General features: G+C 71.4%; 29 protein-coding genes. 5 read left to right on the top strand and 24 right to left on the bottom strand.

Annotated elements, in window-relative coordinates; translation table 11 throughout:
* Nucleotides 1-157 precede the first annotated feature (157 nt).
* Complete coding sequence (locus ACH4PU_RS30945) at nucleotides 158-2,650, top strand: hypothetical protein (protein WP_398279419.1); 2,493 nt, start codon at nucleotides 158-160, stop codon at nucleotides 2,648-2,650.
* 702 nt (nucleotides 2,651-3,352) lie between these two features.
* On the opposite strand, the gene ACH4PU_RS30940 is transcribed toward ACH4PU_RS30945, so the two are convergent.
* The 6 genes from ACH4PU_RS30940 to ACH4PU_RS30915 form a co-directional block, all read right to left on the bottom strand.
* Nucleotides 3,353-4,132 (bottom strand): hypothetical protein, encoded by a 780-nt coding sequence (locus tag ACH4PU_RS30940; RefSeq protein WP_398279416.1) that lies wholly within the window; start codon nucleotides 4,130-4,132, stop codon nucleotides 3,353-3,355.
* A 72-nt stretch (nucleotides 4,133-4,204) separates the two neighbouring features.
* Nucleotides 4,205-4,372 (bottom strand): hypothetical protein, encoded by a 168-nt coding sequence (locus ACH4PU_RS30935; RefSeq protein ID WP_398279413.1) that lies wholly within the window; start codon nucleotides 4,370-4,372, stop codon nucleotides 4,205-4,207.
* Nucleotides 4,373-4,698: 326 nt separating this feature from the next.
* Nucleotides 4,699-5,112, bottom strand: a complete 414-nt coding sequence (locus tag ACH4PU_RS30930) for a hypothetical protein (protein WP_398279410.1) — start codon at nucleotides 5,110-5,112, stop codon at nucleotides 4,699-4,701.
* A 107-nt stretch (nucleotides 5,113-5,219) separates the two neighbouring features.
* Nucleotides 5,220-5,624 (bottom strand): hypothetical protein, encoded by a 405-nt coding sequence (locus ACH4PU_RS30925; RefSeq protein ID WP_398279407.1) that lies wholly within the window; start codon nucleotides 5,622-5,624, stop codon nucleotides 5,220-5,222.
* Between the two features lie 450 nt (nucleotides 5,625-6,074).
* Entirely contained in the window at nucleotides 6,075-6,206 is a 132-nt protein-coding gene (locus ACH4PU_RS30920; RefSeq protein ID WP_398279404.1) for a hypothetical protein, read from the bottom strand.
* A 36-nt stretch (nucleotides 6,207-6,242) separates the two neighbouring features.
* Nucleotides 6,243-6,464, bottom strand: a complete 222-nt coding sequence (locus ACH4PU_RS30915; RefSeq protein WP_398279401.1) for a hypothetical protein — start codon at nucleotides 6,462-6,464, stop codon at nucleotides 6,243-6,245.
* A gap of 102 nt (nucleotides 6,465-6,566) precedes the next feature.
* Here ACH4PU_RS30915 and ACH4PU_RS30910 point away from each other — a divergent pair, with 102 nt between their 5' ends.
* Nucleotides 6,567-6,992 carry a hypothetical protein gene (locus tag ACH4PU_RS30910; protein WP_398279399.1) on the top strand — a complete coding sequence of 142 codons (426 nt, stop codon included), beginning with the start codon at nucleotides 6,567-6,569 and terminating at the stop codon, nucleotides 6,990-6,992.
* 261 nt (nucleotides 6,993-7,253) lie between these two features.
* On the opposite strand, the gene ACH4PU_RS30905 is transcribed toward ACH4PU_RS30910, so the two are convergent.
* A complete protein-coding gene (locus ACH4PU_RS30905; protein WP_398279396.1) occupies nucleotides 7,254-7,451 on the bottom strand; it encodes a hypothetical protein in 198 nt (65 codons plus the stop codon).
* A gap of 287 nt (nucleotides 7,452-7,738) precedes the next feature.
* Between ACH4PU_RS30905 and ACH4PU_RS30900 the strand changes: the two genes are divergently transcribed.
* A complete protein-coding gene (locus ACH4PU_RS30900) occupies nucleotides 7,739-8,125 on the top strand; it encodes a hypothetical protein (protein ID WP_398279393.1) in 387 nt (128 codons plus the stop codon).
* On the opposite strand, the gene ACH4PU_RS30895 is transcribed toward ACH4PU_RS30900, so the two are convergent.
* From ACH4PU_RS30895 to ACH4PU_RS30815, 17 genes are all read right to left on the bottom strand, one after another.
* Entirely contained in the window at nucleotides 8,122-8,568 is a 447-nt protein-coding gene (locus tag ACH4PU_RS30895; RefSeq protein ID WP_398279390.1) for a hypothetical protein, read from the bottom strand. The genes ACH4PU_RS30900 and ACH4PU_RS30895 overlap by 4 nt on opposite strands.
* Nucleotides 8,569-8,685: 117 nt before the next feature.
* Nucleotides 8,686-8,907 (bottom strand): hypothetical protein, encoded by a 222-nt coding sequence (locus ACH4PU_RS30890; protein WP_398279387.1) that lies wholly within the window; start codon nucleotides 8,905-8,907, stop codon nucleotides 8,686-8,688.
* 2,586 nt (nucleotides 8,908-11,493) lie between these two features.
* A complete protein-coding gene (locus ACH4PU_RS30885; RefSeq protein ID WP_398279384.1) occupies nucleotides 11,494-11,808 on the bottom strand; it encodes a hypothetical protein in 315 nt (104 codons plus the stop codon).
* Nucleotides 11,809-11,905: 97 nt separating this feature from the next.
* Entirely contained in the window at nucleotides 11,906-12,436 is a 531-nt protein-coding gene (locus ACH4PU_RS30880; RefSeq protein WP_398279381.1) for a hypothetical protein, read from the bottom strand.
* Nucleotides 12,437-12,493: 57 nt separating this feature from the next.
* Nucleotides 12,494-12,748: a hypothetical protein gene (locus ACH4PU_RS30875; protein ID WP_398279378.1), complete on the bottom strand. Its 255-nt coding sequence runs from the start codon at nucleotides 12,746-12,748 to the stop codon at nucleotides 12,494-12,496.
* Between the two features lie 185 nt (nucleotides 12,749-12,933).
* Entirely contained in the window at nucleotides 12,934-13,068 is a 135-nt protein-coding gene (locus ACH4PU_RS30870) for a hypothetical protein (RefSeq protein WP_398279375.1), read from the bottom strand.
* 371 nt (nucleotides 13,069-13,439) lie between these two features.
* A complete protein-coding gene (locus ACH4PU_RS30865; protein ID WP_398279372.1) occupies nucleotides 13,440-13,625 on the bottom strand; it encodes a hypothetical protein in 186 nt (61 codons plus the stop codon).
* A gap of 63 nt (nucleotides 13,626-13,688) precedes the next feature.
* On the bottom strand, nucleotides 13,689-13,916 hold the full coding sequence (locus ACH4PU_RS30860; protein ID WP_398279369.1) for a hypothetical protein: 228 nt from the start codon (nucleotides 13,914-13,916) through the stop codon (nucleotides 13,689-13,691).
* 121 nt (nucleotides 13,917-14,037) lie between these two features.
* Nucleotides 14,038-14,529: a hypothetical protein gene (locus tag ACH4PU_RS30855; RefSeq protein ID WP_398279366.1), complete on the bottom strand. Its 492-nt coding sequence runs from the start codon at nucleotides 14,527-14,529 to the stop codon at nucleotides 14,038-14,040.
* A 25-nt stretch (nucleotides 14,530-14,554) separates the two neighbouring features.
* On the bottom strand, nucleotides 14,555-15,274 hold the full coding sequence (locus tag ACH4PU_RS30850; RefSeq protein WP_398279363.1) for a PP2C family protein-serine/threonine phosphatase: 720 nt from the start codon (nucleotides 15,272-15,274) through the stop codon (nucleotides 14,555-14,557).
* A 77-nt stretch (nucleotides 15,275-15,351) separates the two neighbouring features.
* Nucleotides 15,352-15,624 carry a hypothetical protein gene (locus tag ACH4PU_RS30845; protein WP_398279360.1) on the bottom strand — a complete coding sequence of 91 codons (273 nt, stop codon included), beginning with the start codon at nucleotides 15,622-15,624 and terminating at the stop codon, nucleotides 15,352-15,354.
* A gap of 136 nt (nucleotides 15,625-15,760) precedes the next feature.
* Entirely contained in the window at nucleotides 15,761-16,468 is a 708-nt protein-coding gene (locus ACH4PU_RS30840) for a hypothetical protein (protein WP_398279357.1), read from the bottom strand.
* Nucleotides 16,462-16,668, bottom strand: a complete 207-nt coding sequence (locus ACH4PU_RS30835) for a hypothetical protein (protein ID WP_398279354.1) — start codon at nucleotides 16,666-16,668, stop codon at nucleotides 16,462-16,464. The genes ACH4PU_RS30840 and ACH4PU_RS30835 overlap by 7 nt, the downstream gene beginning before the upstream one ends.
* Nucleotides 16,669-16,813: 145 nt before the next feature.
* Nucleotides 16,814-17,242 carry a hypothetical protein gene (locus tag ACH4PU_RS30830; RefSeq protein ID WP_398279351.1) on the bottom strand — a complete coding sequence of 143 codons (429 nt, stop codon included), beginning with the start codon at nucleotides 17,240-17,242 and terminating at the stop codon, nucleotides 16,814-16,816.
* A gap of 78 nt (nucleotides 17,243-17,320) precedes the next feature.
* A complete protein-coding gene (locus ACH4PU_RS30825; RefSeq protein ID WP_398279348.1) occupies nucleotides 17,321-17,890 on the bottom strand; it encodes an LPD29 domain-containing protein in 570 nt (189 codons plus the stop codon).
* Nucleotides 17,891-17,978: 88 nt separating this feature from the next.
* Nucleotides 17,979-18,656, bottom strand: coding sequence for a hypothetical protein (locus ACH4PU_RS30820; RefSeq protein ID WP_398279345.1), 678 nt, complete (start codon nucleotides 18,654-18,656; stop codon nucleotides 17,979-17,981).
* A 200-nt stretch (nucleotides 18,657-18,856) separates the two neighbouring features.
* Nucleotides 18,857-19,030 (bottom strand): hypothetical protein, encoded by a 174-nt coding sequence (locus tag ACH4PU_RS30815; RefSeq protein ID WP_398279342.1) that lies wholly within the window; start codon nucleotides 19,028-19,030, stop codon nucleotides 18,857-18,859.
* A 439-nt stretch (nucleotides 19,031-19,469) separates the two neighbouring features.
* Here ACH4PU_RS30815 and ACH4PU_RS30810 point away from each other — a divergent pair, with 439 nt between their 5' ends.
* Complete coding sequence (locus ACH4PU_RS30810) at nucleotides 19,470-19,598, top strand: hypothetical protein (protein ID WP_398279339.1); 129 nt, start codon at nucleotides 19,470-19,472, stop codon at nucleotides 19,596-19,598.
* A gap of 138 nt (nucleotides 19,599-19,736) precedes the next feature.
* On the top strand, nucleotides 19,737-20,036 hold the full coding sequence (locus ACH4PU_RS30805; protein WP_398279335.1) for a hypothetical protein: 300 nt from the start codon (nucleotides 19,737-19,739) through the stop codon (nucleotides 20,034-20,036).
* Nucleotides 20,037-20,183: the final 147 nt, after the last annotated feature.

The following is a 20,183-nucleotide window of genomic DNA, read 5'->3' as shown; positions in this document are numbered from 1 at the left end:
CTCAGTCGTGCCTGCAACGGTGCGAGGGGCGGCTCGTTCTGGTTCTTTCGTGGCAGGGCCCACGGTTTTTGGTGCGTCGCGCCGTGGTCTCCGGTCTGGTCTGCGTGGTGTAGAGCAGGCTGGGCCGGAGCCGGCGACCGGTATCGGTGATGCCCTGGTGCTCAACGATGCGGTTCGTCAGCGTCTGGATGCCGCGGTGGGGGCGCTTCTTGAGGATCGTGCGCTTGTCCGCCGGCCGTTGACGGAGCGGTTGATGGCGGTGGTGGTGCTGGCGAAGATGCCGGTGGGGTTGTCGAAGCTGCGGTTGCTGACGGGGGAGGGTGGGCGCTGGCTTGGGTTGTCGAGATCTCTGGTTGCCCGCCAGGTCTTGCCTGGGATGCGTGGGGCGGGCTCAGTGGTGACAGAGGTTGTCACGGAGGTTGGGGAGGACGGGCGGCGTCGGGTCACGGGTTTGGAGTGGGAGTTGCTGCCGCTGACTGCGGCGCTGGAGGACCCGCGGCATCCGTTGGTGCTGGCGAAGAAGGACTTGGCGCTGCTGCTGCGGTTGTGTGAGCGGGTGTTCGCTCCGGGGTGGGAGCCGGTTGATGGTCCTGTCACGCCACCGGGTTTGCTCGGGCTGCGTCGGGGGAGAGGCGCTGCGGCGGAGCGGCTCGCGCTTTTGCGGATGGTCCTGCGCACGCGTCCTGATGGCCGGGTGCGCCTGGTCGGTGGCGCCGTGCGTGAGGGCGAGTGCCGGGTTGATGTGACTGTGTCGCGCTTGCTGGGGTGTTCGGTTGCTGAGGCCTCGATGGTCGTTGAAGGCCTGGCGGCCCAGGAGCTCGTGGTCGTGGATCACGATGAGCGGTCGGGGAAGTGCCGCCTGGTGGTTCCGGCGGTCGCTGCCGCGTACGGCCGTAGCACGGTGCTGTCTCTGCCGGATGTCTCTGATGAGCCGGAGTCGGCGGAGCCTGGGGGCCGGGTCGTCGAAGGTGGCTGCCCGGCGTGCGCGCAGACGGCGGCAGAGGAGTTGGTGCTGGAGGGCGACGGCTGGGCTCAGTTGTCCTTCGACGCGCTCGACGACGCCTCCTGTGCCTCCGTCGGTGGTGCACTCAGGGACCAGGATGCCGCCGGAGCACTCGATGTTTCCACGGATAGGCCCTCTGACCTGGGAGAACACAGGGTTGACGTGGATGCGCCCGACGTGGCTGGCAGTGCACAGCTCCACGCTTCCCACGCGCCGTTGGGTGATGTGGGTGAGTCTGGTGAGGTTGTTTTGGGCTTTTCCGGCGTAGCCGATCGTGGGGACTGCCGTCGGCCGGAACGCGCGAGCGCGCGCGAGGACCGCGGGCCGATGCCGCGTGATGCGGCGAAGGCAACGTGCCCTGCAGGCGGCCCGCTTCGCGGGGAACAGCACCCACCCCTTTCTCTCCTTCCCTCACCCATCACGGGCCGTCTCGCCATCGTCGCTTCCCGGCCAGCTGCCGTGCCGCAGGACCTCGTTGACGTACTGGAGCCGGTGAGGTTGGTGTGGGAGCGCATCGGCCGGGCCTCGGCGCGAAGGAGGGTCCGTACCCTGCTGGCCAGGGAGCTGCGCCTCTTGGAGGGCCTGGTGGGGCCCGAGTACGCGCGGCAGGCCTTGGGCGAGCGTCTCCAGCGGCGTCTGGAGCGGCAATTGGGTCAGCCTGTCACCGATCCCGTCGGGTGGTTCATCAGCCGGGGACTGCCACAGCGGCCTGGTTGCTGCTCGGTTCTGTGCGACGACGGGGTGCGGATGGATACCGGCCGGCAGTGCCCCGGTTGCGACGTGCTCATCGCAGACCGGCGAGCCTTGCGGGTGCGCGTTGCGGCCCAGGTGCAAGCCGAGTTCGCCGGCGCCGAGCGCACATGGTTGCGCGCCGAGGTCGAACGCCGTCTGCGCCACGACGTGGCCCTCCGCGCCGAGAGGGCGGCGCGTCGCCGTGAGCAGGCCGCTGCTGACAGGGCCAAGGTCCAGGCGGCCTTGGCCGAGCAGCAGCGGGTTCGCGAAGCCGACCGGCAGCAGGAACTCAGTCGTCCCTGCGCGGATTGCGGTCTTCCGAATGCCGTCGGACTGTGTCCGGTGTGCTCGTGGCGACGTATGACCCAGCGGGTCATCGGCGAAATCGTCGACCTCACGGTGGCGTTCACCGCCGACCTCGGTGACGCTGCCGCGTTGGCCGAGGCCTCCGAGCGCTGTGCCCAGGACATCCGTCGGACGTTGGATGAGGCGGCCACGGCTTTGCGCAGCCAGGGTCTGCACGAGGACATGATCGTGTTGGAGACTCGTTTTCACGCCGAGCGACTGCGCGACCAGCGTCGTCAGTGGGCGCTCCGCACTGCGGGACTCGGCGAAGCTGCGCAAGTCGAGGCGCAGCAGGCCTTCGACGCGATGTGGCGGGGACGCCGTCGCTACGCCAGCGCGGCTCTCGCCCAGGAGGCGGCGCGGGCCGCCGCGAAGGAGGCGGGGGATCGGTGTGCGCGGCACCTGATGGAGGAGAAGCTCTATCAGTTGCGCGAGCTCCGGGGCGAGGTTGCACCGTCTCGGCCGGCGACGGATTGGCGGCAGCGTCTGGCTGAGTACGCGGCCCGGCCGCTGCCGGAGGATCACCGGGCGCCGGGTGGCATGGCTACAGAACCGGGAGCCGCAGCCTGAGCCCGGCCGCCGGCGGGCAGCGGTGCCGTGCGCCGGGTGGCTCCGGGGCCCTTTCCGGCCAGATTCGGCGCCACCGCGCGTGCGAGATCGCCGCCTCGAGCGGTAAACGCCCCGGCCGGCAGGGCGGGCCCGGAGTGTCGGAACAGGGCTCGCCGGTGCGTCCGGTCTGACCTGCAGGCGTTCCCCCTCCCTTCCAGCGTGACCACACGCAGTAGACCCGCGGTAGCCCGGCCCTGCGTCGCCGTGACCTGTGACGACGAAAGCCCTCCCGGCGAGCGGACGGCCGGGGCCGGGCTGGACTGCCGATCGATTGCTCACGCGACCCGGGAACCCCGCCGCGTGATCCGAAACCCCAAGAACGTGGACGGCCCTGGAGGGCTCACTCGGTGCCCGCGCAGCAGTCACAGCGCTGGCCCGCGGGCGTTGCAGCACCGCCGCCGACGCGCCGCGATGTAGCGGTCCACCCCCTGGCGGGGGTTCCGCGGTGTACTCACCGGTGGTGCCGTCGCGACTCGTTTCCGCCGCAGGACAGTAGCCGCGATGTTCCTTGCCGCTGGTCCCTTCCTGACACGCCGCTCGTGGGAGCTCACCGTCAAACCGCTCCGGGTTCGGGACAGATACCCCGTCCCCTCCCGTGGACGCGCAGGCGCCGGCCAGTGCGACGGCCGGGGGAGCAGCGTTGTGCCGAGCGGTCCATGCCGCTTACGGCTGTGCCGCCCCCGTGGCCTGGGTGTCGTCGGCGGGGGCGGTCGCGTGGCGCCGGCCCCGGGCGGTGACGGTCACGAGCACGTCACCGCTGTCGCCGACGTCCTGGTGGAGTTCGACGAGCGCACGGTCGGCCAAGGCGCTCAGGAGCGTGCTGGTGCGGGAGGTAGTGCCCTGACGCACGCGCAGACGCCCGTCGGGCCGGACGTCCGTGACCGCCTCGGCGGCCTGCCGCGCGAGCGCGGTGGGCGGCGCCGCGCCCAAAGCGACGGCGTTCAGTGCGTCGAGGAGGGACTGCTGGGCGGGGGAGAGGGCATGGCGGGCGCGGACCTCCTCCAGGCCGGAAGCGAGGAAGAGCGGGCCGGTCTTCAGCACCTGCACGACGTGGGGTTCGAGTTCGGCAAGCAGGCGCCCCAGGCCGTTGCCGCTGACGCCGATGATGTCGGCGGCTTCGGCCAGCCCGGCCAGCTCGGGGACCTCGCTCTGGGCCTCGCGGCGGTCGAACTCGTCCTCGGTGATGACGGTGGCGGCGGTGACGGTGTCAGGGGAGATGCCGCAGGAGACGGCGGCGCGCTGGACGGCGTCCAGCCCGAGGGTGAAGGCGTGGGCGACGCTGCCGGCGTCGACGAAGAGGCGGACCGAGAGATTGCGGTTCTCGGCGGGACCCACGGCGGCGTCGGGGGCGTGCTGTTCGAGGGCGTCGAGCAGGCGGGTGCAGGTGTCGGGGTCCGCACCGGGGCGGTCGAACTCCACATACACGCTGAAGGCGGTGGTCACGTGCGGGTATCTCCTTCGAGGTCGGGTGGCGAAGCGGGCCGCCGGGACTACTCTCCCAGCGGCCCGGCGCCGTCAGCGCTTGAATCCGGCTCTTCTCAGGTATGCCATCGAATTCTTCAGGGACCGGTGGTCGGACGGCGTCCCGGGGAGCACGGTGACGAAGCCGCCGTCCTTGAAGACTTGGTAGTGGCCGTTCTTGGTCTGCCTGACCTCGAAACCCTGCTTCTCAAGAGCCTTCATCAGTTGTCGGACTTCCTTGTGCGCCATGCTCTCCCCTGTTCCCTCTTGACGCTTAAAACTATACGGCCAGAGTCGGGTGAATGCAAGTCTTAAGGGTCAATGATGAGGCGGTGGGGATGACCGGCCTTCGTGAGCGCTCCAGCGTGGTTACCCGCCCGGGGACCGGCAGGGGCAGCCCCGCGCGCGCACGCTGCGGGTCCTACGGCGGCCGGTCGCTACGCGGGCGTACTAGCCGGCCGGGCAGGGGGTCCGGCCGGCCGCCGCTCCGGTACAGCCTCCCGGCGAGCCGCTCTGCGCATGCCGGTGGTCGGCCGGCATGCGCCCCCTCAGTCCTGTGCCATGCGCACCCAGCGCCCGCCGCGGTCGTCATCGGCGCGCACATCCCACTTCCGGGGGTCGGGTTTGCCTTCGCGCGTCTCGGCCACTACTCCTGCGATCCAGTGCACGAAGTGCTCGTCCATCAGGGTGCGGCAGATCCGGCGCGCACTGCCGGCCTCCACCGAAGCGGGGAGCGTGACCAGGTCTTCCTCCAGGTCGTAGTGCAGGCCGTGTACCGCCAGCTGCTCCCGCAGGAATTCGCACCACCCGCGCGCCACGCCGTCGTAGTCCCATACCTCTTCGGCGCCCAGGGCGCACTCCGCCGTGCCGCGGGCTCCCTCGCGGTCCCACAGGGCCTCGTGAAGGGTGTCGTGGAAGTTCCACAGCCCCAGGTGCTCGGCCCACACCGTGCGCTTGCTCATGCCCGGATTGTCGGGTCTGGCGCCTACCTGAGACCGGACATCGGCTCGTGTCCGGCTCCGGATCCTCCATGCGGCTCGAACGCATTGGCCCGGTGGGTCCGGCTGCGTCAGGCGGACGGGGAGATGAGTACGGCCGGGATGCTGCGGTCCGGGCGGGGATCACTCGCGTTCCGCCGAGGGTTCCAAAAGGCTCCGCGGGGACCGTTGAAGCACAGGTCGGGAACGTACCAGCCGATCCTGACATCGAGCTCGGCGGTGTCGTCCGACAGGTCACCGTGCTGCTGCAGGAAGGCGCGCAGGTCGCGCAACCGCATGCCCGTTACCGGTACGGCGAAGGGGTGAGGCCAGTCGGGGCAGGCCGCGGGCGTGCGGATCGTGGCGCCTTCGGCCGTGATCGCCGCGGCCTCCGCGGCGCTGACGCGGTACAGGGTGCGCCCGGCGCCGTCCAGGCCGAGCGGCAGGGGGCCGGCCTGGTAGTGGCCCGGGGCCAGGCCCAGGGTCTCGCTCTCCAACAGTGATGCCCGCGGGGCAGGCCGGCGAGCCCGTCAGGCACGCCGTCCACAACGAGCGCGTGCGGGAAGGCCTCGAAAGTAGGGCTCTCGTAACGGAGGCGGATGTCGGTCAACGAAGCTCTCTCCTGCAGTCCGGTGGCATGAAGCGGTGGCCGGTGCTGTGCCGCCGCGGGGATCGGTGGAGCAAGCGAAGGGGAACCGGCGCCGGTCCGGTGATCTGGCTGCCGAACGGCCACTGGCCGGCCCCGGCACGGGCGCAGCGGATATGGACGTGCCCGAAGGCTCGAGCCGTCTGTCGGGCGGCGTCATGGCAGGGCCGTGGCTCGGGACGGCGCGGGAACCCGGACAGCCGGGAAGGGGATGGGAACGCCCCGGGCTGGGCGCGAGACGACGGGGGCGGCCTCGGCACACCGGCCGCCGGATGCTCATCAGCCGGCCGGGCCGCGTGGGTCAGCGGCTGATGTCGCCGGTGGCCAGATTCACCGTCAGCACGTCTGCCGGTGAGGGCTGATCGACACAGGTGAAATCGTTCAGCAGATCGTCGAGCGTGGTGTACATGGCGTCGAAGCTGAAGGTGGACACGCCGTCCGTGTGCACCAGCGTGAGGTCGCCGGCACACTAGTGCGGCGGCATTGCCTCGTGCTGACCGGCGGGAATGCGTACCCGGGTGACGGGCGCCTGGCTCGCGGTCTCGCCGTCCTTGAGTGCGTGGAAATCCGGGCCGTCGTCCCGGTCGGCGACCCGGGAATACGTCTTCCGGGGGATCGTGTAAGCCGTGGCCAGCGGTCTAGGGTCGGTCGGGCGGGCGGGTTTCCAGGTGACGAGGTAGCCCGTCCCCATGGTGCGGCCCTTTGCTCCTCCCCGGACAAAGGGCCGCAGTGGTATGGCCGCATGCCGGTGAGTCGTCCCTGACCTGCAGGGTCGCCGGGGTAGAAAGCCGGTGTGAGCGACGACGAAGGCGGCCCTGATGAGGAGCTCGGTGAGGACGGAGTCGGGGCAGAGCTGTGCGATCTGTGCGGGGCGGTCATCACGGACGACAGCGAGCTGTATGCCCTGGTGCCGGACTCCTCTGTCATTCACTCCGAGGACGCGAAGTTCGACGGCAAGCGGTTCTTGACGGCATGCTCGCGCGAGCATCTCGCCGAGCTGGTCGAGCAGTACAAACAGCGGCCGTTCGTTGAGGAAGAACTGTGGGCGGGGAAGATCGGCAGGGCGATCGAGCAGCACGGCGGCCGGGTCAGTGCCGAGGAGCTGATGGCCGAGACGGGATTGGACCAGTCGCAGATCGACCGCGCGGTGCAGTGGCAGAACGAGGAGGCCCTGCGCTGGCGTCAACGCTTCGGCGGGGGTGACGAACCGGAAGACTGAGAGCCACGGGGCGATATGGTGCGGTATATGACGGGCACTGACGATCGGACGCCGGACCCGAGCACCATGTCTGTGGATGACCTTGCCGAATGGGTTTGCGATCGGTGGGGCCACCTCCGCCCTGGTGAGGTGCCAGATAACGCCACGCTGGCGGCGCAGAGCCTGGCAGCAAGTCCACTGGCTGGGACAGAGTGGCCGTCTGAGTTCCCGAAGGGCGAGTAGTCGAGCCGCGGGGTTCTCGCGCAGGCTGTGAGTCGCGCGTCACCCGTTGGGGTGCTTCTTGTCCCAGGTGTCGGTGCAGGCCCGGCCGCCGCGGGCCAGGCGCCGGGTCATGACGGTGATCAGCGACCAGGTGAGGTGTGCTTCGGCGTGTTCGGGCAGGCGCTCGTAGTCCCGGACGTTGCGCCGGGCGTGCATCAGCCAGCTCAGGGTGCGTTCTATCGCCCAATCACACTGCACTTATGGATGGTCAGGAGTGTGTGCCTGCGCCGATAATCGGTCGTGAGGGCCTGCTGCGGCTGGCCGTGGTGGCCGAGCGGTTGCGGGCCGGGAAGTGCGGCGAGGGGATCGGGTCGTCATGCGCGACGCGGATGATGCCGGCCCCAGACGACCGAGCCCGCGGTGCCGGGCGAAGGGGTCTGGGACGGGCTGCCGGAGGTAAACCGGCAGACGGTGGTGCGGCAGCTGGCGAAACTGGCCGGCCGCGCGATGACCGCCGCAGCGGCGACGGCTGAGCGAGACCGGCCATGACGGCGGTGATGCCCTGGGAACGGGCCGACAGCAAGGTGTGCGACCGCCACCTCCAGCGACTCGCGGTGGTCTATATCCGGCAGTCGACGCGGCAGCAGCTCGTGGACCACAAGGAGTCGACGCGTCTGCAGTACGCCCTGGTGGACCGGGCGGGCACGCTGGGCTGGGAGACGGACCGGGTCCTGGTGATCGATGAGGACCTGGGGATGTCCGCGACCAGCGCGGTCGCCAGGACGGGGTTCCTGTGCCTCCCGTTCCCCGGGCTCCGCCGCCCCCGCCCGCCCCGGGGCCTTCGCGTGCCTGGCGCAGCGGCGGGCCGGGTGCGCTGGGTGCCCGGGTGCGGGTGCGGGGCGTGCGGGGCCCGGTGGGGTTGGGTTGGTTAGCGCAGGGTGCGTTCGATGGTTTCGATGAGGTTGGTCAGGGCGTGGGCGAGTTCGCTGCTGGGCTGGGAGTTGTGGTCGGGCTGGTGGTGGGTGGTGTGGGTGATGGTGTGTGCGGTGATGTACCGGGTTTCGGGCCGGGGTGTCGGCTCGTCGCGGTCGGCGGGCTGGGGGGTGGGGGTGGTGGTGTAGGTGCGCAGGAGGGCGCGGATGAGGGCGCGGGTGTGGGGGCTGTCGGGGCGGTGGACGCCCGCGCGGTCGGCGGCGCGGTCCATGTCGGAGGAGGTGATCCGCTTGAGCTGGGAGGGGGTGATGCGGCCGTTGTGGTCGATGAGGATGTTGTAGGCGATGGCGGTGGCCTTGCGCCTGCGGTTGTGCTCCTCGTAGACGTGGTGGGGCAGGCCGGGCGGAAGGGCGAGCTGCGCGAGGGGCAGCAGGTCGGTCATGCGGTCTCCGATCGGTGAGGTGCGCGCCCCGGGCGCCGGGGCGAGGAGTGGTGGTGCCCCCTGGGGGCTGGTGGGGGCGTGGGCGCGGTGGGGAGTGCCGCGCCCACGCTGAGGCGCCTACGGCGTCTGGTCGGGCCAGGTGATGGTCACGGTCGCGGTGCTCGCGGCGTCGGCGACGGCGCGGTGCAGGGTGTCGAAGTCCTCCTCGCTGAGGTTGGCGGCCTCGTCCTGGATGAACTCGCCGATGCAGCCGTATTCGTCGGTGGTGTTCTGGAGGCCGTTGAGCAGGAGGTCTTCGGCCAGGCGCTGCACGGTGGCGGTGTCGGGCGTGTAGGGCAAGGGGGCGCCTCCGGTCTCGGTCGTGCGGGCCGGGGGCTTTCACCCCGCCCCGCTCTGTCTCTTAAAACTATACATGCTGTGTGTTGGTGGCGCAAGCCTTAAGGAGCGAATCGGGGGTGTGGTTCCCCGCGTTGCGCCGTCCCGTGGTGCGGACTGCGGGCGGTGCTGGCGGGGCCGGTTGCCGCTGCTCGGTCCGCCGGTTGTCGTGCGGCAGCCGCCCGGGTCCGGGGCGGCTGCCGCACGGGGGCGGAAGACGGTGCGCCCGCGCGGGACGGCCGCCCGCTGCCATCCGTCCGCCGCGCCGGGCCTGGGCGCGGCAGCCGCCCGGGCCCCGGGTGGCGTGCGGCGTGTTGCTGCACTTGCTGGCCTGTGGTTTCCCGTCTCCGCTGCACGCGCGGGCGCGCCCCGGGCGCGCTTGCAGCAACGGACGTTTCCCCTCGCGCGCCGGGGAGGGGAAACACGGGCTGCTGCTCGCGGTGGGGGTGGGTGCAGCACGGTGTTGAATCGGGGGCCGCGGGTGGTGCCGTGTGGCGGGCTCCGCAAGCCGGTCGTGCGGTCGGGTGTCGTGGCCGTTTCGCGAGAGGCGGCGCCGGCCGGTTTGTGCGGCGGGATGCTGCCCCGGCGCGGCAGCCGCCGGATCGCCGCGGCTGCGGACGTCGGCCCCCTGCCCGGCTGTCGCCTGCTGCTGTGCCGGCGTGGCGGGCACCTTGGCCGGCCCGACGTCGTAGGCCGGGCCCGGCAGTGCGACGGCGATCGGTGGCCGGCTTCGCCGGGCGCAGCTTGCTGTCGCCGCGGGCGAGGCGCTGTCGGGTGCGGGTGAGTGCGGCTCGGGCCGCCGTGGTGTTACCGCCGATCCGGTGCAGGTGCGGAGGGGCGCGGTGTCCCGCAGGGCGCTGGGGTCTGTCCCGCGCTGCCGGCCGGCGTGAGACCGGGGCCTTGGGTCCGGCGAGGACCCAAGGAGGGGCCACCTGCCCCACGCATCCTGGGTCTGTGGGTCCTGGAAGGGGCGTTTTCCCAGGTAGACGTGCCAGGCCGGGGCCCTGGGTCTTCTGGGTCCGCGTCGCCGGGGCCGCGAGTGCGAGTGCTGCGGGAGGTGCGGTCGACTTCGGCGTCTGGGGTGCTGGCCTGCTTGCCGGCCGGTGGGGGTGAAGGCCCAGGGGGGGCGGGCCCGGCCGGGGCGGCTGGCCCTCGGCCCGTGGAGCGCCTCGTGCGGCCGGCGGGCGGGGGGCGCTGCCCGCGGCGGGCGGTGCCCGGCTGCAGCGCCGGCCGGCGTGGGGTGCCGGCGGACCCGTCTCCTTCCGGGTCCTGCGCGCGGCGGCTGCGGCGGCCACCCCGCCGGGGTGGCCGCGGGGCGGTTTCCGGTGCGGAAGCGGGACGTCGGCGGCCTGCTTCCTGTCCGCCTGTGCGCGCCCTCGGCCTTGGAAGGGCCCGGGGCCGGCCGTCGCCCGCGAGGCGGTCACCGGGTGCCGTGAGGGTGGCCGCCGGTGTTCCCCTTCGCGGTCGGCCGTTGCCTCCGTTCCTGGGTCTGGCCGAGACCCAACAGGGCTTTTTGCCCTTGTTTGTCCTGGGTCTGTGGGTCCTGGGAGGAGTGTTTGCCCAGGTGGAAGCGGTGGGGTGGGGCTGCTGGGTCTCTGGGGCTGGGGCGTCCTCGTCCGGCTGCTGCTCCGGCGGCCGCATCCGGTGCCGCGGGCCCGCGGCACGACGGGACCTGGAGGACCAGGAGGCCGTCCCTGCGGAGAGACCGGTGCTCGATGCCTTGGGTCGAGGGCCCGGGCGTGACGGGGCGGGCGTTGCGGTCGCCCCCGGGCCGGCCTCGGATGGTAGCCGCCGCGCGGGCAGGGGCCGCGTGATGATGGAGGTGTGGCAGGAGCCGCGTGTTCTTACGCCTTCATCCCGCGCGGCCCCTGCCGTCGCTGTGTCCTTCCGCGTCCAGGGGACCGGCGGGGGCGCTCCCCGCAGTCGGCCGGGAGCGCTTCGTGCGCCGGCCGCGTCTCTGCCTGTGCTTCTTGGCCCTTTCGGGTGCGGGGCCGCGCCCGGTCGCTCAGGGCGGCGGCCGGCCGTCGGGTCGGCAGGCGCGGGACCGCCGGCGGTGTCCTGGCCCGGGCAGGCCCCGGCGTCTTTCCGGGCCCTGTGCGCGGCAGCGGACGCCCCGGCCGGAGGGAGCTTGCGTCCGGCCCGCCGAGGGGCGCACCAAATGGCACGCCGGTAGTCGGCAGGCGGGGGAGCAGCGGGGGAGTCGGGCGGCGCGAGAGCCCGCGCGGTGATGGTGCGGCCGCGGTCATGTCGGTCATGGCTCAGGGCGCGGGTGTGTACCGGGCTGTGTTCGTCTCGGATCTCGTGGTCGTCACCCGGTCCTCGAGCGCCGCGTCGAGGACTGCCTCCCGGGCGATCCTCAAGGCCGCCGTCGGTGTCACGTGCCGTGGCGGCCAGGGGCCTTGTGCGGCGGGGCGTCCACGGGCACGGTGCTGGGCGCCGGCGCTTCCTTCTCGAGCCGTGAGCAGAACGGGGCCACGGTAGGGGCCGGCTGCCGGCAACGGGGTCGACCGTGCGCTCGGCAGCTCGGCACCGCGGGCGGGTCCCCCCGTCTCATGCGACGGCGGTGTGTGGGGTGGTGGGGCGGTGGCTGTGCTGGGCGGGTGGGGGGAGTATCTGGGCGGATACCTCGGTCACCCAGGCCCGGAAGTTCTCCGGTGTGCGGCCGCCTGATTCGGCGATTGCCCATATCTGTGCGGTGGTTGCGAGGCCGGGCAGGCTGGTGGGGGACTGGGGGTGCAGGGGACCCGGTGGGAGGGGTACGCCGAGGGCGGCGGCCAGGTCCCGGGCGAACCACAGGGGTTGGCCGTGGCGCACGCGGACTCTGACGGGGGCGTGGTCGTAGTGGAAGACGTGGGTGGTTCTCACGGGTTCCTCCGACGGGGCTGCACGGTGGACGGGCGGGTGGGGCAGGGGGGGGTGAACGGTCACGTCCTGCCACGGGTGTGGCAGGACGTGACGGGGGTCAGACCAGTGACCACTTGCCGGAGATGTCGAACTCGCCGGTGGCCAGATCGACGGTCAGGTGCGCACCGTGGACAGGGGGCATGGTGTAGTCCGACAGGCGTGCGATGTACTGGTCGGCTCGCTCCTCCCACTCCTGGTCCGTCTCCTCGGGCCACTCGTACCGCACGACGGTTCCGTTGGCCCGGTGGACATAGAAGGTGTCATCCCAGAACACGCCGTCCTCGTACTCCTCGGTGACGAACTCGACCTTCACCGCCTCGGGGTGGCTCTCACACAGCCAGCGCAGCAGCTCCAGCAGCTCCTTTTCGTTCCGCTTGTTGCCCTCGTCCATGAGGATCCCGACCAGGGCGTACAACTGGTCGCGGGACCAGTCGGCGAAGACGGCACGGGCAGTTTCAGAGTCGGAGATCAGCGAAGGGTCGAGGCGGGCCACGATCGTGAACGACGGGTCGGGGCTGGCGAGGGTGAGCGGCCTGCCGGGCACGAACGCGGCGCCGTCCTGGGCGGCGTCGTCGGGAAGGGAGGGCATGGAGGCGTGTCCTTTCACAGGGTCTGAGGCGGTAGGGCCGGTGTGGCGGGGCGAGGCTCACCAGGTGACGGGTTCGTGGCCTTCGACGTCGTCCACCACGCGCAAGCCGGCCTCGCGGGCGTATTCCTCGTAGGCGCGCTGGACGGCGTCGCTGTGGCGGTCGACGTCGAAGGCGCACGCCCAGTCGGCGTCACCTGCCTCGTGCGCTTCCTGGAACGTGGTGTCGATGGCGTTCTGGTCGCCGTCCGCGATCTGGTGGGTCTCGGTGATGGTGAGGGTGGCGTGTTCGTCGTTCCACTGGCCGAGCAGCAAGGTGGCTATGTGCGTTCCCTTCCGGTTCAGGGGCCGCCGCCTGGTGCGGGTTCCGGGGCGGCCGGGCGGGCCGGGCCGGTGCGGTGCGGCCGCCGGTTGGGAACGAGGCCGGGGCCCCGGTGTCCCGGCTCGGCCGGGTTGGGCCGGACCGGGGAGCGGCGGAGGGCGGTGGCGGGGCTGGGTTTTCAGGACCAGGGGCGGTCACCGGCGTGGAGCCAGCGCTGGGGTCCCGGCCGGTACCAGCTGATCCCGTCGGGGCGCAGCAGATAAAGCCACTCGCTGTCCGAGGCCCCAGGCGGGTCCTGATGGGTGTAGGTCATGGCCGGGTCGTTGTAGGTCGGGTGGCAGTAACAGTGTTCACCGAGCGAGGACCAGCCGCCGGGGTGGCTGGCGATGAGGGCATCGACCAGTGCGGCGTAGTCGCCGTTGTACTGGGTGAACAGCGAGGCCAGGAGGGGCAGCCTGGTATCGGGGTCGCCGTCGAAGTGGACGTAGATGCCGTACCACCCCTCGGGGGTGGGGTATCCGATGATCGAACGCGTGGCCAGGGCGGTGTTCCTTCCTCTGCGGGGTGGGCCCTGCTCCGGAGCAGGGCGATGGGCGGTGGTGGCCGGGCCCGCCGTGGGGGCGGCGGGCCCGGCGGTCCGGCCGTGCCTGGGGTGAAGGGCACGGCCGGGGCCGGGGCGGGGGGTTACGGCCGGTCGGTGGTGGTCGTCGCGCTCAGAGCGGTGTCGGCCAGGCGGGCGTAGACGTCGGCGATGGCGACGGCGACGCGGGCGCGCTGGAGGTGGAAGTCGTTGAGCCCGTCCTTGTTGATGATCCGGTGGGCGGAGTGCAGCAGCTCTTCGGCCAGCGCGGTGTATTCGCTGTGGCTCATGTGGTGTCCTCCGAGTGTGTGTTGGGGCCCGGCGGCGGCCGGTGGCCGCCGCCGGGGGAGGGGTCAGATGACGCGCATGCCGATCAGCCGGGGGGTGGTGTCGGCGAGGCCGCACCACTCCTCGGCGCAGTCGCGGCAGCGGTTGGGGCAGCCGCACTCGTCGAGGTAGAGCACGTGCCAGCCAGCGTCGCTGGCGGCGTGGGTGCCCTCGTCGCCGTCGTCGAGGAAGAGGGAACGCTCGGGGCAGTCGGCGCAGGAGATGTAGTCGAATTCGGTGATGACGGCGGTCACTTTGATCACTCCTCGCGGTTCGTACCGGCGGCCACCCCGCCGCCCTTCTGACTCTTAAGACTATACGTTCATTGTGCGGTGAATGCAAGCCTTAAGGGTCAAGAAAGGAGTGTGGCCGCTGTCACGACCAGGTGACGGCGCGCCCGCGCCGGGCGCACCACTGCGCCAGGTCGTGCAGCTCGAGCAGGCGGCGGCTCAGGTGCCCGCGCTCGCAGGCGGATCCCGGCGCCCCCGGCGTGCCTGCCGTCCCGGGCGTCAGTGCCAGGGCAGTCAGGACACGTCCGAGGAACGCGCCGGCCGGACTCTGCCACCCGCCGGCGGGCAGGCCCAGCAGGGCCAGCAGGTGCCGCGCGTTCTCCTCGTGCACGTTGACGTCGGGCACCGCGCCGTCCGGGTCGATCCCCTCGGCGTGCAGAGGGTAGTGCGGGCACTGCGCGGGCATCCGGCAGCCGGGCAGCGGGACGCGTTCACGAAGACCGCTGGCCGCGTGGACGGCGGCTGCGGCGTCGTCGTAGGAGCCATAGCGGGGCGCCCGGGCGGTGGCCGGCTCGCACCCGCACGTCACGACGTACGCCACGGAGCCCCGGTACTCGGCGCTGAACGTCAGGGACATGAGCTGCGGCCTCTCTCAAGCAGGATCAGGCGAAATCGACGATGAGGGCGGTGGCGTTGTCGTGGCGCTCGTCGGGCAGGGTGACGGCGGTGGTGACCAGCGCGGTGGCGGCCGCGCGGGGCGTGCCCCGCGCGAGCAGCGCGCTCATGTCCCGGTCGTGGTCTTCGAAGGGGGAGTACACCCCGTCCGAGCACAGCAGCAACCGCCCCGCCCCCCGAACCGGCGGCGCCGTACCCAGTTCGCCGAACGCGCCGGTCTCGGGATGGCGGCCCAGGTGGGAGGTGACGATGTTGCGGTGCCAGCGCGGCGCGCTGCGCCCCTCGGCGCGGGCGCGCTCGGCCTCGTTGTGGTCGCGCGTGAGCCGGCGCAAGTCCTTGCCGGGTGCCAGCCAGTACGCCCGTGCGTCCCCGCACCAGGCCACGCGCAACGGTCCGCCCTCGGCCCGCACTGCGACGACGGCCACCGCGCTCGGCTCGTCGAAGCTTTCCAGGTCCCGGCGCGCCTGGGGGTCCTGGTGGTCGACTGCGGCGCGGACGGCGGCGAGGGCGGCGCAGGGGTTGGCGGTCAGTGCGCCGACGCGGGCCAGCAGGCGCGCCTGGGTGCGGGTCCAGTTGCGCACGGCGGTGGTGGAGCCAATGCCGTCCAGCAGGGTCCAGGCGCGCGTTCCACGGTCGGTGGCCGTCGAGGTGGCGTCGCACTGGTGGCTGCGGGTTCCGATGCGCTGAGCGGTGGCATGCGTGATCACAGGGTGCCTCCCGGAGGCTGGGTTGAAGTGGGGTCGGGCGGGAGGGCCCCGCGCCGCCCGGCGCGGGGCCGGGCGTCTTACAGGCGGGTGGCGATGACCCGGTAGCGGCGCACGCTGAAGTGCCGGGCGGTGTCCAGGGCGTTCTGGCCGGTGACGGTCGCCTTGCCGCCGGACGCCTGGGCGTGCTCCAGGGCCACCTGCCGCCAGAAGTCCGCGTGGGCCCGGGCGGGCTCGCCCAGCAGGATCTGCGTGGCCTTCTCCACGTCCTCGTCGGCGACGGTGACGACGGTGGTGTAACCCGGCATGGAGACCGTGTGGTTGTTCGGGTCGACGAGGCGCAGTTCCTGCATGATGTGGCCTTTCCCTCTCCGGTGAGGCGGGTGCGACACCCGCCGTGTTGACTCTTAAAACTATACGGTGAGGGTGAATGGAAGCGCAAGTCTTAAGAGTCAGAAAAGGGGTGAGTCGCCCGCCGGTACGCGGGGCTCAGCGCGCGTGGCGTGCCAGCAGTGCGCGGGACAGTTCGTCCGCGCCCTGCGGCCAGAGGGACATACGTTCCCAGCGCTCCCCGGTCGTGCGGCGGACGCGGATCGTGGCGCCGGCCTCCCGGGCGAACCGGGACAGCCCGCGCGCCAGTTCGGCGGGGACGGGGTGCCCGGCCAGGTTGGGGCGGTACGAGAGGGCCAGCCGGTAGCCGGTTCCGGTCGGGGCCAGGGCCTGCGGGCTGACGCCGTAGCGCCCGGCGAAGTGCCGTCGGTAGTCGTCGGCGGCCTCCGCCGGGTGGCCCGTGTAGGGCTCGCGCGTCAGCGTGACGTCCTCGGCGAAGGCGAACGGCAGAACGCGGTACGCCTTGGCGTTGAGTTCGTTGTCGAGATCCTCCGGCCGGGGCGTGGTGAGGGTCCACACCTCGTCATCGCTCCACGGCCCCGGACGGCCGTCCCAGGCAGGGATGTCCATGTCCCCGCCCGTGGGCCGGAACCCGGCGATCACCCCGGTGTGGGTGCCGTCGCCGTTGTCCCGGGCCCAGAAACGGCCGGAGCGAATGAAGCCCGGTCCAGGCGTCCAGGCGGCCTCCGGCGCGGTGCGCCACGCGATCGTGATCGCGATGAGATGGGCGCAAGGGTCGTCCGAGACCGGCAGGCGGTCGTAGGCGCGCAGGAGGCGGCGGGTAAGGCTGCGCTGCATGGTCAGCACACGTCCACGGTGCGCATGGCGAGCCGGATGACCTCGTCGTACGACTGCGAGCGGGTGGCCATGCCTGCGAATTCGGTGGCGGCATCGTGGTGTCCCGCCGAGCGAAGTGCCCGCCGGACGAGCGCGATGACGGCGAAAACGTTGCCGTCGGTGCCGGTCAGTCGAACGCGGAGGTCGGGGTACTGGGGTTCCTGGGGCACGGGATCTCCTTAAGGCCAGGACTGGCTGTCCGGTGTTCGGTCTGTGTATGAGCGATCGGGAAGGCGGTGGGCCGGGCCGCCGGAGGGCGGCACCGGCTCTGCCGTGTGTCATGTGCTCCGGCGAGCGCGCGGGGCGGCTCGCGGGTCAGCCCGCGTCGTAGATGTCGCAGTTCGGGCACGTGTCCCGCCCCGTCACGTACTGGTGCGGGCACAAACGCCCGTAGGCGTACCGGGCCATGGCCACCACCGCCGCCTTGCGGCCCCGGCCCTGCCAGGTGATGCCGCTATCGAACGGGTGGGAGTCGGGGGCGACGGAGGGCTCCACGGTCCAGGTGCGCGATCCCTTGCCGTGGTCCGCGGCCGGACAGCGCAGCGTGTAGGAGCGCCCGCTGTAGCGGAACTTGTAGCCCTGGCCCCCGAGTGCCAGGCGCAGGCCCTCGCGGGAGAGGGTGGACCACGCGGCGTTCGCGATCAGCTCACGCTGCTGCGCCTCGTCGTCCGCGAGGGGGAGGGGTGCATGCTGTTCGGGCGGTTGGTCATCAATGCTCCTTAGCCTCTTCTGGGGCTGGGACACTCCCCGTCTTGACCCTTAAGACTATGCGCTGTGAGTACGGAAGGATGCAAGCCTTAAGGGTCAATGAGGGGTGGGTGGTCAGGCGCGGGCGAGGTGGATGGCGCTCACCATCGGCGCGCCGGATGCGGTGCGGCCGCCGACGGTGACGGTGATGGGTCGGGGGCGGCACCGGCCGTCGTTTCCGTAGTGGGCGCGCAGCGGGGCGACGACGGCGCCCACGGCCGTGCGGTTCGGTCCGCCGCTCCAGCGCACCGTGATCTCGCTCCAGCGCCCGCCCTGCCCGGTGCGCACGGAGAACTTCACGCCGGGAAAGGCGCGGCGCAGCTCCTTGCGCAGGTGTACCGCGACGTACTTGGTGGACAGCCACTTGGCCGCTTCGTTGAGTTCGGCCCGGCTGGGCACCGGAGTCACGGAGGTGTGGCGGACGTGAACCGGGCCGGGGGCTGAACCGTCGACCGCCCGGAGTTCGTAGCGGGTGGCCGGGCGCTCACGCCATACCGCCCAAGAGCAGCGGCGGCAGGAGCACGGGTGCACGGTCCACTGGCCGTGCGCATCCGCCAGCGTGCCGTGGTACGTCACCTGCGTGCCAGCGGGCAGGCGCAGCGCAAGGTAGGCGGCGTTCTTGTGCTCGGCGAGGGCGGTGTTCACGGTTCCTCCTGTAGTACGGGGCGGTCGCTTCCGCGTTCTGACGCTTAAGACTATACAGTTAATCTGTGATGACTGCAAGCCTTAAGGGTCATCGGGTTGCGCGGCAAGCGACCGTGTCCGCGAGGGCGACGGGCGGCGGCGTGATGTACTCCCGCGCGCCCGGATCGGTGACATGGCAAACGGACGCACGGGCCCCCAGTTCCCTCATCAGCCAGCCGCACGCCAGAGTCAGCCGCCTCGTCGTGCCCTGCCGGCTGTTGGGCGCACACGCCAGCGTGAGGGTGTACCGGCCGTCGGGGTGCCGGTCGGGCCGGAACCCGAAACGCCGGTAGAACTCGTGCCAGTAGTCGTCCACGGCCGCCTGGGGGTGCGCGGCATACGGCTCACGCAAGATCTCCACATCGGCGCGCCCCAGGGTCCAGGTGATCCGGTGCGGCTTGTCGTCGAGGTGGGCGAAGACGTCCCGGTCGGCGGACGTGACCGTCCAGACCTCCTCTTCCGCCCACGGGCCCCCGTCGGCACCGGGAAGCTCCTTGGGCCCCACACCTGCCACGACGCCCGTCCAGGTTCCGTCTCCGTTGTCGCAGAGCCAGGATCCGGGCAGCAATTCGGCGAAGCCCGGGCCGGGCGACCAGAAGTCCGGAGCGTCCGCGAAAGTGTGCTCCGGGAAGGTGAGTTCCACCGCCACCAGATGCGTGTAGGGATGCGCGCTGCGGGGCGTGCGGTCCCAGGCGCGGATGACGCGGCGGGTCAGACTGCGATTCACAAGAGCTCTCCGTAACGATGGTGGCGGCGATGTCGGAGCGAAGAGGGTGCGGGGAGAGGTGTCGGCGGGTTGGCGAGCTGACGGGTAGCTGGTGCCCGCTGTCTGGTGGCGGGTGGTGCCGCGCGTAAGGCGGCGGCGGGGTCACGGGCTCAGGGCGTCCTCAATGAGGATGACTTCGCGAGTCATGGCCTCGTGTCCGGCTATGGCTTCGTCCTCGGTGGCGACCGCCGGGAGTCGACCTCGTCGTTGATCGTGGTGTCGAAGACCATCGTCTCGAACAGCTCACCCTCCGGCGTCGGCTCCGGAAGCTCCACGGTGGAGACCAGGTACCGGCCGTCGGCGGTGGCGGTCTTGAGGTCGAGAGTGGCCTTCATGGAGTCTCCCCGGTTGGTGCGCCAGTCTTTGTGTTGACTCTTAAGACTGTACATGGGGTGGCGGCGTTGATGCAAGTCTTAAGAGGCGTACGGTGCGACCTCTTACCCAGTTGCCTCTGTGTTGCCATCCCACGGGCGCTGCCGCGTGCGCCTGTGGCTGAATCGCCCGAAGTGGCTCGCGACGCCCTCCGTCGTTCCATGCCGGGACGTGGTGATGGGGTCAGCGGTCTTGGGTGTGGGTTCGCCGTCTGCGTCCAGCTCTGCCACCCCGGGATCCCCGGTGGGGCCGTTCTCTGTCGCCGATGGCCGGCCGCTCGCCTCTGCCGCGCTCGTCGGTGCTGGTGCGCATCTGTCGAGATTGCACCTTAAGGCTCGCGCTCGCCGCGAGATTTCTGTATAGTCTTAAGTGTCAAAAGGTCGTGGCGTGAAGGAGGAAATCATGGACACGAAGGGCCTGGAGGAGAAGGTTGCCGCGCAGCCCGCTGTGGGCGCCGGGTACGGCAAGTGTGAAGCGTGCGACGTCCCTCTGGAGCAGCACTGCCAGGTCTGCGACGGCGGCTGGTGGTAACGCACAGCAGCCCACTCCGCGCGCCGCCTCGGCGGCGTGCTTCCGGCTGAGCCCCCGGTCGGGCGCTCGGCTTCTACGGCAGATGCGCCCCTGGGGCGTTTCGCGACGGTCGGTTCAGCAGATCAGGAAGGAGTCACCGTGGGTGCCGCCGGGTTCGTTACGACGGGATCGGGAGACAGCGCAGAGGAGGCGTTCCGCAACGCCAAGGAGGACGCCTTTTACGAATACGGCCATGGAGGCTATACCGGCACGATCGCAGAGAAGGGGGAGGTCGAGGTGCTCACGCACAGCCGCGTGCCCGAGGGGGTCGCCGAGGAGTACGCCGGTCACCTGCTGGCCCGCAACGATCCGAGGATCTGTGACAAGTGGGGCCCGGCTGGGGCGATTCCGCTGGACGACGGCCGCACCTGGCTGTTTGTCGGCTGGGCCTCCAGTTGAGGTATCGCGTGGCGGGTCGGCGCCGTTCCCGTCCCTCCCGGCGGGGGATGGGGGGTGTTGGTCGCATCTGGCGCGGGCGGTGCTGGCGGTGTTGTGGTCGGCTGCCGGGTCTCGCGTCCGGGCGGGCGTGCTGCGGCGGGCCTGGTG

Source organism: Streptomyces sp. NPDC021100 (genome assembly GCF_044333095.1).
Lineage (GTDB): Bacteria > Actinomycetota > Actinomycetes > Streptomycetales > Streptomycetaceae > Streptomyces.
The sequence above is the reverse complement of the archived record's forward strand: the minus strand, read 5'-3'. Positions and strand labels throughout refer to the sequence as shown.